At 61.2% G+C, this 11,529-nt stretch carries 11 protein-coding genes; 4 read left to right on the top strand and 7 right to left on the bottom strand.

Annotated features, from left to right (window positions below):
• Window positions 1-29 precede the first annotated feature (29 nt).
• Genes BM413_RS04005 through BM413_RS03985 form a run of 5 tightly spaced genes read right to left on the bottom strand, consistent with a single transcriptional unit; the run spans window position 30 to window position 4,564 of the window.
• The gene (locus tag BM413_RS04005) at window positions 30-704 is read right to left on the bottom strand and encodes an L-fuculose-phosphate aldolase (protein WP_091910685.1); all 675 of its coding nucleotides are present in this window, start codon (window positions 702-704) and stop codon (window positions 30-32) included.
• Window positions 705-712: 8 nt separating this feature from the next.
• The gene (locus BM413_RS04000) at window positions 713-1,762 is read right to left on the bottom strand and encodes a 2-hydroxyacid dehydrogenase (protein ID WP_091910683.1); all 1,050 of its coding nucleotides are present in this window, start codon (window positions 1,760-1,762) and stop codon (window positions 713-715) included.
• A gap of 8 nt (window positions 1,763-1,770) precedes the next feature.
• Window positions 1,771-2,976, bottom strand: a complete 1,206-nt coding sequence (locus BM413_RS03995) for a CaiB/BaiF CoA transferase family protein (protein ID WP_091911106.1) — start codon at window positions 2,974-2,976, stop codon at window positions 1,771-1,773.
• 14 nt (window positions 2,977-2,990) lie between these two features.
• Entirely contained in the window at window positions 2,991-3,758 is a 768-nt protein-coding gene (locus tag BM413_RS03990; protein WP_091910682.1) for a CoA transferase, read from the bottom strand.
• Window positions 3,755-4,564: a CoA transferase subunit A gene (locus BM413_RS03985; RefSeq protein ID WP_091910680.1), complete on the bottom strand. Its 810-nt coding sequence runs from the start codon at window positions 4,562-4,564 to the stop codon at window positions 3,755-3,757. Before BM413_RS03985 ends, BM413_RS03990 begins: the two co-directional genes overlap by 4 nt.
• Before the next feature lie 296 nt (window positions 4,565-4,860).
• Between BM413_RS03985 and BM413_RS03980 the strand changes: the two genes are divergently transcribed.
• From BM413_RS03980 to BM413_RS03965, 4 genes are all read left to right on the top strand, one after another.
• Window positions 4,861-6,012, top strand: coding sequence for an ABC transporter ATP-binding protein (locus tag BM413_RS03980; RefSeq protein WP_091910679.1), 1,152 nt, complete (start codon window positions 4,861-4,863; stop codon window positions 6,010-6,012).
• Window positions 6,009-7,802 carry an ABC transporter permease subunit gene (locus BM413_RS03975; protein ID WP_091910677.1) on the top strand — a complete coding sequence of 598 codons (1,794 nt, stop codon included), beginning with the start codon at window positions 6,009-6,011 and terminating at the stop codon, window positions 7,800-7,802. The genes BM413_RS03980 and BM413_RS03975 overlap by 4 nt, the downstream gene beginning before the upstream one ends.
• A 32-nt stretch (window positions 7,803-7,834) precedes the next feature.
• A complete protein-coding gene (locus BM413_RS03970) occupies window positions 7,835-8,926 on the top strand; it encodes an extracellular solute-binding protein (protein WP_091910675.1) in 1,092 nt (363 codons plus the stop codon).
• 109 nt (window positions 8,927-9,035) lie between these two features.
• Window positions 9,036-9,791 (top strand): IclR family transcriptional regulator, encoded by a 756-nt coding sequence (locus tag BM413_RS03965; protein WP_091910673.1) that lies wholly within the window; start codon window positions 9,036-9,038, stop codon window positions 9,789-9,791.
• A 62-nt stretch (window positions 9,792-9,853) separates the two neighbouring features.
• Here BM413_RS03965 and BM413_RS03960 read toward each other — a convergent pair whose 3' ends face one another.
• Both BM413_RS03960 and BM413_RS03955 read right to left on the bottom strand, forming a co-directional pair.
• Window positions 9,854-10,729 (bottom strand): isocitrate lyase/PEP mutase family protein, encoded by an 876-nt coding sequence (locus tag BM413_RS03960; protein WP_091910671.1) that lies wholly within the window; start codon window positions 10,727-10,729, stop codon window positions 9,854-9,856.
• Between the two features lie 26 nt (window positions 10,730-10,755).
• The gene (locus BM413_RS03955; protein WP_091910670.1) at window positions 10,756-11,523 is read right to left on the bottom strand and encodes an SDR family NAD(P)-dependent oxidoreductase; all 768 of its coding nucleotides are present in this window, start codon (window positions 11,521-11,523) and stop codon (window positions 10,756-10,758) included.
• Between the last annotated feature and the right edge of the window lie 6 nt (window positions 11,524-11,529).

Here is an 11,529-nt window from a genome sequence, read left to right as displayed (position 1 = left end):
GGTCCTCGAATCGCTTGCCTTATCCTCGCTTAGGAGGCCTGACGCAGTCCCTCAAGCGCTTTCGTGCTTTGCTGGCCATAGGTCTTGAATTTCTCCAGCACGTCCGCGATTTCTGCGTCGGACAGGACCGGCGGCTCGCCGAGAGGCAGACAGAGCAGGTATTCCTGCGCCAGCTGCTCGACGGTTACCGCCAGCGCAAGCGCGCGGGCGATGGAGACATGTGCGGTAATCACGCCATGATGCGCCATCAGGCAAGCCCTGCGGCCCTCAAGCGCCTTCACGACCTGATCGGCCAGTTCCTGCGATCCGAAGATTTCGTATGGCGCACACCGGATCGTCGGACCGCCGGCGGCCGCGATGGAATAGTGGATAGCCGGTATGTCCTTGCGCAGGATCGAGACGCTGGTCGCGTAGACGGAATGCGTATGAACCACCGCATTAAGATCCGGCCGCGCCTTGAGGATATCACGATGGAATCGCCATTCGCTCGACGGCAGCACGTCGCCCTCGTAGGTCGCGTCCCAGTTCATGGCAACGACGTGGTCCGGCGTCAGTTTTTCGTAGGGAATGCCGGTTGGCGAGATCAGGAAGCCGTTGCCATGGCGCACGCTGATATTGCCGGCCGTGCCTTTGTTGATGCCCAGACGGTTCATGCTGCGGCAGGCTTCGATCAGCTCCGTTCGCAGGGAAAGTTCTTCGCTCATGGCTTTGCTCACTTGGTCGGATAAAGAGGCGGTTCGCCGTCGAGGATGCGGCCGATGTCCTCGGCGATCATATCGGCGGCCTTGATGATGGAATAGCGGGACGCGCCGGCGATGTGCGGCGACAGCGTTACATTCGGTAGCTTCAGCAGCGGCAAATCGGCGGGCGGCGGCTCGGGATCGAACGTGTCGAGCGCTGCACCCTTGAGATGACCGGAGACGAGGGCGTCATAAAGTGCTGCGTAATCCAGAACCTGCCCGCGCGTCGTGTTCACGATATATGCGCCGCGCTTCATCATCTCGATCCGTGCCCTCCCGATCATGCCCTTCGTCTCGGGCGTGACACGCGGGTGAAGCGTGACGACGTCGGCGCTGCGCAGCAGATCGTCGAGTTCCACCTTCTCAATGCCGGCGGCGCGGTCTTCGTCAGTAAGCTGCTTGAATGGATCGGACACCAGTATCTTGCAGCCGAACGGGCGAAGCAGGCGGGCGACTCGGGTGCCGATGTCGCCATAACCGACGATTCCGACGGTAAGCTCGCACAGTTCCGGGCCGGTGTGGTCGAAATGATAAAAATCGCGCTTGAACTCGCCGCACGCCACCGACAGATGGCCGCGGATGAGATTGCGCGTTTCGGCAAGCAGCGAGGCGACGGTGAACTCGGCAACCGCCGAGGCGTTGCGGCCGGGCGTGTTGATGACGGTGACGCCGCGCTCGCGCGCTGCCGGCATCTCGATGTTCACTGGCCCGCCGCGTGACACCGCGATGATCTGCAGCTTTGGCGCATGGCGCAGGCTATCCGACGTGATCGGCGCCAGATGGGTGACGAGAACGTCGAGGTCGGAGAGGAAGTCAAAATAATGTTCCGGTCGCCCGACGAACTCCGCCACCGGCAGCACCGGGTCGCGCTTGGTCGACTGCACCTTGAGCGGCCAGTCGAGGATCATGTTCTTGTAGGTGACGGGCCGATCGCCGAGGCGTCGCTGAAGCGCTTCCTCGAAAAAGCGTGGCTGCATGAAGCCGTCGCCGATGGTGCCGATAGTCAGGGTTTCGGTAGCCATTTTCTTCCTCAGGCAGTCTTGGCGCGGGCCGGCTTGACCGGGTCATGTCCCGGCAGCACGTCGCTATAGCGGTCGTGGTCGATGGCGAGTGCATCGAGAATCTCGCTGGTATGCTCTGCAAAACGTGGCGGCGCCATGCGGTAACTTGCCGGGGTGCGCGACAGCTTGATTGGACTGCCGGTGCCGCGATAGGCGCCGATGTCGACGACCATTTCACGGTGCTTCGTATGTGGGTCGGCGACGACCTGATCGATGCTGCGCACCGCACCGCACGGCACGCCGGCCTTGATCAGCGTATCGGCCAGAACATCGCATTCATGCGCAGCGAGCGCTTTTTCCAGCTCGATCTTGAGGGCATCGCGATTGACATTGCGCTCGCCATTCGAGGCAAATCGGGGGTCCTCCGGCAGATCCTCACGCCCGATGGTACGGCATAAGGTCGAAAACTGTCGGTTGTTGCCGACTGCCAGGAAGATCGGGTCGGTGCCCGTGGCGAAAGTGTCATAAGGGCAGATGTTGGGATGCGCATTGCCCGAGGGGGCCGCGACCTTGCCCGACAGATAGTAATTTGGCAGATGGGGATGCAGCAGGGACACGCCGCAATCGTAGAGCGTGGTTTCGACGAACTGGCCCTTGCCGCTGGTTGCACGCTCGTTGAGTGCCATCAGAATGCCAATGACGGCGTTGAGGCCCGTCACCATGTCCACGACGGGCAGGCCGACGCGGAGCGGGGTGCCGCCCAGTTCGCCATTGACGCTCATGATGCCGCAGGAAGCCTGGATGGCCGCATCATAGCCGGGCAGGCCGCCAAGAGGCCCATCGGCACCGAAGCCGGATACGCGGCAATGAATGAGGCGCGGAAAACGACGCTCGATCTCCTCGCGGCCGAGACCCCAGCGCTCAAGCGTTCCGGTCTTGAAGTTCTCGATGAAGACATCTGCACCTTCGAGCATGCGCGTCAGCAGTTCGAGGCCGGCCGGCTGGGATATATCGAGCGCCATGCCGCGCTTGTTGCGGTTCAGGCCAAGAAAATAGCTTGCCGTCTCGTCGAGAAAGGGCGGCCCCCAGCCGCGCGTCTCGTCACCTGCCGGCGGTTCGATCTTGATGACGTCTGCGCCATGATCGGCTAGGACTTGCCCGGCATAGGGACCGCCCAGTACACGGCTGGCATCGATCACCTTGAGATTGGCTAGGGAACCGGGGTTAGGCGTCATATGCATTCCAGTCATCAGGCAGGGGTGGCCCCAGCCGAGATTTCACGGCGCATCTGCGCGGCGAAATCCGGATAGGTTTCGTGAAGCTCGTCCAGCACCCGGCCGCGCAACAATTTTAGTGTAACCGCATCCGGGGTAGGGGTGATCGAAGGATCGTCGTCGTGAGTAAAGTCAAACCCGGTCGCTTCCTTGATCTCCGGAAGCGAGTGGCCGGGGTGGACGCTTTCCAGGCTGAAACCGGGGCGGTCGCGATCGAAACGAAACAGGCCTTTGCCCGTCAGGAGGGCATAGGGTCCGCCGGTGCGATGGACGCCAGGTTCACTGATGCCGGGCGCGCTGATGAAATCGACGCGATCGACGAAGACACGGGGCGTATGCTCTTCGCGAAACAGGATTACGCGAGGCACGACGAAGTAGAGATAGGCCGATCCGAAGGACCCCGGCCAGCGCACACTCGACTGGGGGTAATCGCCGACGCCGACAAGGTTGATGTTGCCCACGCCGTCGATCTGCCCGCCGCCGAGAAAGAAGGCATCGATACGCCCTTGCCCTGCGCAGTCGAACAGTTCGGCCGAACCGTTGGTGAAGAAATTGTGCTCGACCGAACCCAGTATCGAGACACGCACCTTTTCGGCGCGCCTCTCATCCTTGAGGGCGCGAAGGAGCATCGCGCCAGCAGCCGGTATGGGGGAGGATGCACCGACGGCGACGTGCCGGCTGCCGTCCAGCAATTTGGCGATCGAGCAGATCAGGATTTCGCGGGGAGAAACGGGCGCCGTCATTTTGCCGGCTCCGCAGCGGCACCACTCATATAGGCCGCAAAGCCCTCGGCAGTGCGCGCGGCCTTGGCATAGCGCAGGAGTTCGACCGTATCGGTCGAATACTCGCCCCACAGGCCGTAAGGCCAGGCACCGCGCGGCGCGACGGCGATTTCGCTCACATAAAGCGCGGGAAGCGTGCCGGCGGCCAAGGTTTCGCTGGCGAGCAGACTTTCATCGACGATGCGCTCCACAGTCACAAAGGTCATTTTCGAGGCATATGCCATTGCAGCCAATTCGCGACGTCGGCCGATCCAGACATTACCGAAGCGATCGGCCATTGGAGCGTGAAAGATGGCGATGTCGGGGTGGATTGCCGGGATCAGCACGATCGGATCGCCGCTTTCGGCAAAGGGATTGTCGATGATGCGCCAGTCCTCGCGGTTCTTGAGCACGTCCGTGCCAATCAACCCACGCATGGCCGTAAACGGGCTGCCTTTCTGTGCCGCCATAAGGCCGGCGTGGATGGCAGGACAGGTCGCGTCGCGCAGGCCGATGGCCCCATCCTTCACGGCCTGATTGAAACGCGGTGCGCCTCCGGCTTCGCCAAGCGACACCGCACTTGTCTCCACCGAACGCACCAGGCCAGCGCCAACCAGCATATCGACCTGCAGGCCGCCGGTCGGCACACAGACGAGATCAAGCTCGCCCGCGCCATGACAAATGATCGGCATGGTCATCGCCATCGAGACACCGGCATAATCCACCGGCAGCGCGATGCGCATCCCAGGCTCGATCTGCCTGGCCAAAGCCTCCAGGTCAGTGTGCACGATTTCCTCCCGAGCCCTAAAGACTCACCGCGGCTCATCCGAGCCTAACATCAATTTGTTCTATAATATAGAACGCTATTCTGAAAAATAGCATAGCTGTAGCATTTGCTTTCTGTCAATCGGGCAATCGGGGCCGTAAACACGGTATCGATGGAGCCACAGTGAATGCCATTGTTTCAATTGAGAAATTCCCTCGTACTCGATGGATTGCAGACCCCGCTTGACAAGCTGATCGTCCGCCCTGAAGATAAATGCGGAACTGTGTTCTATATTATAGAACACTGGGAGGAGAAAAGATGACGGACGGATTGGCGGGGCGCGCAGAGCGCCGGCAGCATATTGCCGAACAGGCTGGCAACACTTCTGGGCGTGCCTTCCAGGCAATCGGCAGCAGCATCGAGGTTGCGAACGTCACCAAGCGCTACGGGCCGTTCTGTGCCGCCGACGACATTAGCCTAACCATTCAGCCTGGCGAATTCATCACCCTTCTGGGGCCAAGCGGCAGCGGCAAGACCACGCTGCTCAACCTGATTGCCGGTTTCCAGAAGCTCGACAGCGGTGAGATTCTGGTCGACGGCAAACCGATCCATCATGTTCCCACCCACAAGCGTGGATTCGGCATGGTCTTCCAGAGCTATGCTCTCTTTCCCAACATGACGGTGTCGCAGAATGTCGGCTTCCCGCTTCGCATGGCCGGCATGGACCGTGAGACGACGGACCGCCGCGTTGCCGAGACGCTGGAGATCATGCGCCTTTCCGAACATGCGTTGAAGACGCCCTCGCAGATGAGCGGCGGCCAGCAGCAACGCGTCGCCATTGCGCGTGCCATCGTGATGCGCCCCAAGGTGGTGCTTATGGACGAGCCGCTCAGCGCGCTTGACCGCCGTCTGCGGGAGTCGATCCAGATCGAAATCCGCGAACTCCACCAAACGATCGGCAGCACCATTCTTTTCGTTACCCACGATCAGGGCGAGGCGCTGACCATGAGCGATCGCATCGCGGTGCTCGACGCCGGAAAGATCGTTCAGGTCGCAGATCCGGTTGAGCTCTACCGCCATCCGGCGACGCGTTTCGTCGCATCTTTCGTTGGCGAATCCAACCTGATCGAAGCCGAGATCGTCCAGAAGCGCGGTTCGACCATGACCTTGAAGAATAAGGCGGGATACGTCTTCAGCGCCGAAAGCCGCAACGCGATCGATGTCGGCCGCGCGACGGTTCTGGTCCGGCCGGAACGGATCGCCATTTCAAACGAGGCTGCGTCCAACACCACGCAGGCGACCGTCAACTCTGCCATTTTCCTGGGGGAGATCCTTCGCATCGAAGCGAAGACGGAAAGCGGCGAGACGCTGCTCATCCGCTGCACGGACATCGCCGGCCGCGCCATGCCATCGCCGGGCGACACCATTCATGTCAGCTGGGGTGCGGAAGACTGCTGGGTGCTCGCATGAGCACGGCAGTCGCGGGTTCGTTGCGCGGCGCGCGCTTTACGTCCCTTTCGGACCAGCTCAGGAAACCGGCATGGCTGCTTTTGCCTGCCGCCTGTTTCCTCGCCTTCATCTACCTGCTTCCGCTGTTCGATCTCGTTCGTATCAGCCTCAGCGGACCAAGCTGGGCGACGCATTTCGAGCGCGTCTTCGCGGTATCGCTTTATTGGGACTCGCTCGTCCGCACGATCAAGATATCGGCGACGGTCGCCTTCCTGTGCCTGCTGTTCGGATATCCAACGGCGCTGCTGATCCATCGCAGCAAGGGCATTGCGCAGGTTCTGATCGCAACCGCGATTGTGCTTCCCTATTTCATCGCCATCCTCATTCGCACTTACGCCTGGATGGTGCTGCTCGGCCGCAACGGACCGATCAACAAGCTCGCGATCTGGCTCGGAATTTTCGACGAGCCTGCGCAGCTGTTGTTCAACCGCGGAAGCGTGCTCCTTGGCATGACTGCCGTCCTTCTGCCTTTGATGGTTCTCAGCATCTATTCGAGCGTCTCGCGACTCGATCCGGGCCTTACGCGCGCCGCACTTGCAAGCGGCGCCGGCCCGCTAGCGGTATTCTGGCGCGTGTTGCTACCGCTTACGCTTCCCGGCATCGGCGCAGGCGTCCTCATCGTGTTCGTCACGGCACTCGGCTTCTTCATCACGCCGACCCTTCTCGGCGGCCCTGCCGACCAGATGTTTGCGATGCACATCACGCAGCAGGCCGACTTCGCCACGAGCGAAGGCTTCCTGCAGGCGCTTGCCGTCGTGCTTCTCACGATCACGCTCCTTGTGGTGGCGGTTGCCGGAAAGTTCCTCGGCTACGAGTTCATCTGGGGCGGCGGCAAGCTCGTCGAGGCGACACCCGGACCATCCGAAACCCGCGGGCGTGAGAAGAGCAACCGCCAGCGTTCCATCAGCACATTCTTCGCCGATGCGATCGGCTGGCCGCTTCTGCGTCTCGTCGGGCAGCTTCCCGCGAGTTTCGGGGCCTGGACGGTCCGTCTCATGGGCGGCTTCGTCGTCCTGGCCCTGATGGTGCCGATCATCGTGGTCATGATCATCTCCTTCAGCAAGGCAAGTTTTCTCACCTTTCCGCCGCCCGGCTTCTCGTTGCGCTGGTACGAGAAGTTCTTCTCGGATCCCGAATGGATGGCAGCGTTCTTCAATTCCTTGACGATCGCGCTGATGTCTTCTGCTCTTGCCGTGATGCTCGGCACTGCGGCGGCGATGGGCGTTGTTCGCGGTACCTTCAAGGGCAAGACGGCTGTCATGCTGCTTCTGGTCAGCCCGGTTATCGTTCCGCCGGTGGTGCTCGGCCTTTCGCTTTACAGCCTGTTCCTGCGCTTCGACCTGGTCGGCACCACCTGGGGCCTGGCGGCGGCTCACGCGATTGGCGGCATTCCGCTCGTGGTGGTGATCATCGCCGCATCTCTGCAGGGCGTTGACCCCAAGCTCGAGCAGGCTGCCGCGGTACATGGCGCTTCACCGTTGCGGGTGTTTCGCACGGTCACGCTGCCTGCGATCGCGCCGGGTGTGGCCGCTGCCGCCTTCTTTGCGTTCCTGCATTCGTTCGACGAACTCGTGCTCTCGCTCTTCTTGTCGAGCGCGCAGCTCAAGACGTTGCCGCTCAGGCTTTGGGCGGATGTGAATTATCAGCTCAACCCGGTTCTGGCTGTCGTCTCGACGCTCGAGGTGTTGCTGGTGGTGGGTGGAATCGCCCTGGCGCGACCTGTGCTGGCACGGTCTCGCGGGGCGATTTGAGAGAAGTATTTCAATCGGAGGGAAATGAAAACATGACTTTTACAAGCAGATGGAAGCGCCTCGCATCCGGCATTGCCGGCACTGCGCTTTTGACCATGGCGGCTGGTGCCGCCCTGGCGCAGGACAATGTCGTCATCATGCAGGACCCGGGCGGCGCTTATGGCGAAGCCCTGCGCCAGGTCATGTATGACCCATTCGAGAAAGAGACCGGTATCAAGGTGGTCACCGTGCAGGAAGCCCGCAGCGGGCCGCGCATCAAGGCGCAGGTCGATGCAGGCAAGACCGAATGGGACCTGACCTTCATTTTCGACCAGGAGACGAAGCTGCTCGGCGATTGCTGCCTCGCCGACATCGACTATTCGAAGCTTTCCGAAGGCGCGCAAAAGACGCTCGCTTCCATGCCTGACAATCTGAAGCGCCCGAAGGGCGTCGCGCTCCAGGTCATCGGTGTTACGCTGGCCTATCAGACGGAAAAATACTCGGGCGAGACGCCGCAGAACTGGGCCGACTTCTGGAATGTCGAGAAGTTTCCGGGCAAGCGCTGCCTGCCGGCATGGCCGCGCTTCGTGTTCGAGGCTGCCCTGATGGCTGATGGCGTCGAGAAGGAAAAGCTCTATCCGATCGACATGGAGCGCGCGCTGAAGAAGATCGCCGAAATCAAGCCGCATGTCTCGAAGTGGTGGACGACCGCCGCCCAGGCGCCGCAGTTGTTGCTCGACGGCGAAGCCGACATGTGCATGGCCTATGCCGGCCGCATCAACAACCTCATCGTTGTCGAGGGTGCTCCGGTCAACATGACCTGGAACGAGGGCTTCGTCTATTACGACTTCTTCTCGATCCCGAAGGGCTCGCCGCATTACGACAACGCGCTGAAGCTGCTGTCCTACCGTCTCGACGCCGAACGCGCTGCGGAACTCACCACGCTCTACCCTGTGGCTGTTCCTTCGCCGCTCGTTTTCGCAGCCGCGGATCCGAAAGTCAGTCTCTACTGGGCCAACAATCCGGAAAACGTCGCCAAGGCTATCGAGTGGAGCCCGGACTATTGGGGCGCACCGTCACCTGACGGCAAGTCGACCAACGAGGAATACGGCCAGGAAAAGCTGAACGAACTTCTTGCTCAGTAAGACCTGAAAACCAGTGGCCGCAGCAAAAACATTGCTGCGGCCACTGCGGTTGGAACCATTCGACCACCGTGATAGAGCGAAGCGGGAAGAGTTACTCAACGGTTGCGGAATGGACAAAGCCTTCATCAAGGGACTGCGCCTGCTGGAGACCCTTGCGGTCAGCGAGGCACCTCGCGGCGTGACCGATCTCGCGACCGAGCTCAAATTTACCAAGAGCAATGTCCACCGGCTGCTCGTGACGCTTCAGCAGCAGGGCTATGTTCGTCAACTCCCGCCCTACAGCACCTACGAGCCGACGACGAAGCTTTGGGAACTGGGCAGTCACGTCATTCGCCGCATGGATCTGACCAAGGTCGCACGGCCGGCAATGACCAGGCTCGCCGAGATTACCGGCGAGACCGTACACCTGTCGGTGCTGGAGGATACCGACGTGATCTATCTCGACAAGATCGAGAGCGCCCATCATATCCGCGCCCATACCAGTGTTGGATCGCGCGCGCCGGCCTTCACGGTCGCCACCGGCAAGGCGATGCTCGCCCAGATGCCCGACAGCTATCTCGATCGCTTCCAGCCGCATCTGAAGCACTATACGGATACGACCCGCACAACGATCGAAGAGTTGAAGCAGGACATCGAGCTGGTGCGCCAGCAGGGTTATGCGGCAGTTCTCCACGGCGAATGGCGCGATGGCATCGCAGCCGTCGCCTGTGCCGTCCTCGGCCGTTCGGGAGAGCTCATCGGCGCGATCGGCATGTCTGGCCCCGATTCACGCATCAAACGCAAACAGCTAAGACAGTTCTCCGTCGATGTGATGGAGGCTGCCCGTACCATCGGCATTGCTCTCGGCTACAGCGACCATCGTTGATCATCCAGCCGCTGAGCCAGGGAACAGGCGGCGACCTTTCAAAGTCGTCGCCGTCTGAGAGCTTATCGTTGCGTCGACCAGCCGTAGCGATCATCAAGCGCGTCATAGGCCGAGAGTCCGGTCAGGTCGCTGAACTGCGCATAGGTTACCATGTCGCTTTGACGGTTCTTGGGCGTGCCGTCGCGCTTCATGGCGGCAAGCGTGTCTTCCACCGCCTTGACAGCGCTGAACAGGGCCGACAGTGCATAAAAGACAACGTTAAAGCCCATTTCCTGCAGATCGGCAGCGGTAAGCGCGATGGTTTCGTTGCCGTCGACGATGCTGACGACCTTCGGGCCAGAAACATGCTTCGCGACAGCTTCGACGTCAGCGATCTTCTTGATACCGTCGACAAAGACGAGGTCTGCGCCGGCACCCTGGTAGAGTTTTGCCCGACGGATGGCCTCGTCGATGCCTTCGCTCTGGATCGCGTCGGTGCGGGCGATGATCAGAAGCGGATTCTGCTTTCGCGATTCTACGGCGCACTGAAGCCGGCGGACATTCTCCTCGGCCGAAATGACGCGAACGCCGGCGCGCTGGCCGCAGCGCTTAGGAAGCTGCTGGTCTTCGAGATGGATCGCGGCAACACCGGCCTGGATGTACTCTTCGACCGTACGCATGATGTTTGCCGGACCGCCATAGCCGGTGTCGGCGTCAGCGATGATCGGAATGTCGACCGCACGGGCCATATCGCGCGCATGGGTGGTCATTTCCGTCTGGCTGAGCAGGCCGATGTCCGGCAATCCGAGCCGGGAAGCGGTGGCGCCGAAACCGGTCATGTAGACGGCGGGGAAACCGGCGCACTGTACCAGCCGGGCGACGAGCGGGTCCGGCGCGCCCGGAGCCTGGACGATGGTGCCGCTGTCGATGAGTGCCTTGAGTTCGAGGGCCTTGTTCATGATCAGGTTCTCTCCCTTGCGTGTTCTTATCGGCCGCCTGAAACGTCCAGCACCACGCCGGTAATGTAGGCGGCAGCATCAGAAAGCAGCCAGACGGCGGCATCGGCGACTTCCTCGGCCGTTCCCAGCCGCTTCAGCGGAATGAGATTGGCCATGGCCTCGATGTTGGCCGGATCGGCGAACACATCCTTCTGGATTTCCGTGTTGATGACGCCCGGCGCCAGCGCATTTACCCGCACATGGGGGGCGAGTTCCTTTGCCAGCGCGTAGGTAAAGGACGCGGCCGCTCCCTTGGTCGTGGCGTAGGCGATGTTGCCGACCATGCCGCCTGTGCGGGCCGCGATCGACGACAAATTGACAATAGACCGCCCTGACTCTGCGCCCGATGCGCGTATGAAGGCACTCGAAACGTAGAACATGCTCTTGAGATTGACCGCAAGAACGCGATCGAGCTCGTCGCCATCGAAATCCTGGACGGTCATGCGCTGGCCGATGATGCCGGCATTGTTGAGCAAATGGTCAACGCCGCCCCAGGCCGTGGTGAGTTCGTCCATAGCCTTCGAGACAGCGGCCTTGTCGGAAACATTAACCGATCGCGTCAAAACACGGTCGCCGTAGCGTGCCTGGCATTCGTCGAGGCGTTCCTTCTGGATATCCCAGATGGCAACTTTGGCGCCCAGGCTGACAAGCTTGCCTGCAACCGCATATCCGATGCCCGACGCGCCGCCGGTTACCAAAGCTACGCGATCCTTGAAGAAAGCAGATTGCACTGCATGCGGCTGCAAATGCTGCATTGGCTT

The sequence above is a fragment of the Mesorhizobium sp. YR577 genome, from assembly GCF_900116595.1.
GTDB lineage: Bacteria > Pseudomonadota > Alphaproteobacteria > Rhizobiales > Rhizobiaceae > Mesorhizobium_M.
The sequence above is the reverse complement of the archived record's forward strand: the minus strand, read 5'-3'. Positions and strand labels throughout refer to the sequence as shown.

What these genes read in the sequence shown, in the direction of transcription:
- BM413_RS03970 (WP_091910675.1), top strand. Translation starts at nt 7,835, where the DNA reads ATGACTTTTACAAGCAGATGGAAGCGCCTCGCATCCGGCATTGCCGGC.
- BM413_RS03965 (WP_091910673.1), top strand. Translation starts at nt 9,036, where the DNA reads ATGGACAAAGCCTTCATCAAGGGACTGCGCCTGCTGGAGACCCTTGCG.
- BM413_RS04005 (WP_091910685.1), bottom strand. Translation starts at nt 704, where the DNA reads ATGAGCGAAGAACTTTCCCTGCGAACGGAGCTGATCGAAGCCTGCCGC.
- BM413_RS03960 (WP_091910671.1), bottom strand. Translation starts at nt 10,729, where the DNA reads ATGAACAAGGCCCTCGAACTCAAGGCACTCATCGACAGCGGCACCATC.
- BM413_RS03995 (WP_091911106.1), bottom strand. Translation starts at nt 2,976, where the DNA reads ATGACGCCTAACCCCGGTTCCCTAGCCAATCTCAAGGTGATCGATGCC.
- BM413_RS03975 (WP_091910677.1), top strand. Translation starts at nt 6,009, where the DNA reads ATGAGCACGGCAGTCGCGGGTTCGTTGCGCGGCGCGCGCTTTACGTCC.
- BM413_RS03955 (WP_091910670.1), bottom strand. Translation starts at nt 11,523, where the DNA reads ATGCAGCATTTGCAGCCGCATGCAGTGCAATCTGCTTTCTTCAAGGAT.
- BM413_RS03990 (WP_091910682.1), bottom strand. Translation starts at nt 3,758, where the DNA reads ATGACGGCGCCCGTTTCTCCCCGCGAAATCCTGATCTGCTCGATCGCC.
- BM413_RS03980 (WP_091910679.1), top strand. Translation starts at nt 4,861, where the DNA reads ATGACGGACGGATTGGCGGGGCGCGCAGAGCGCCGGCAGCATATTGCC.
- BM413_RS04000 (WP_091910683.1), bottom strand. Translation starts at nt 1,762, where the DNA reads ATGGCTACCGAAACCCTGACTATCGGCACCATCGGCGACGGCTTCATG.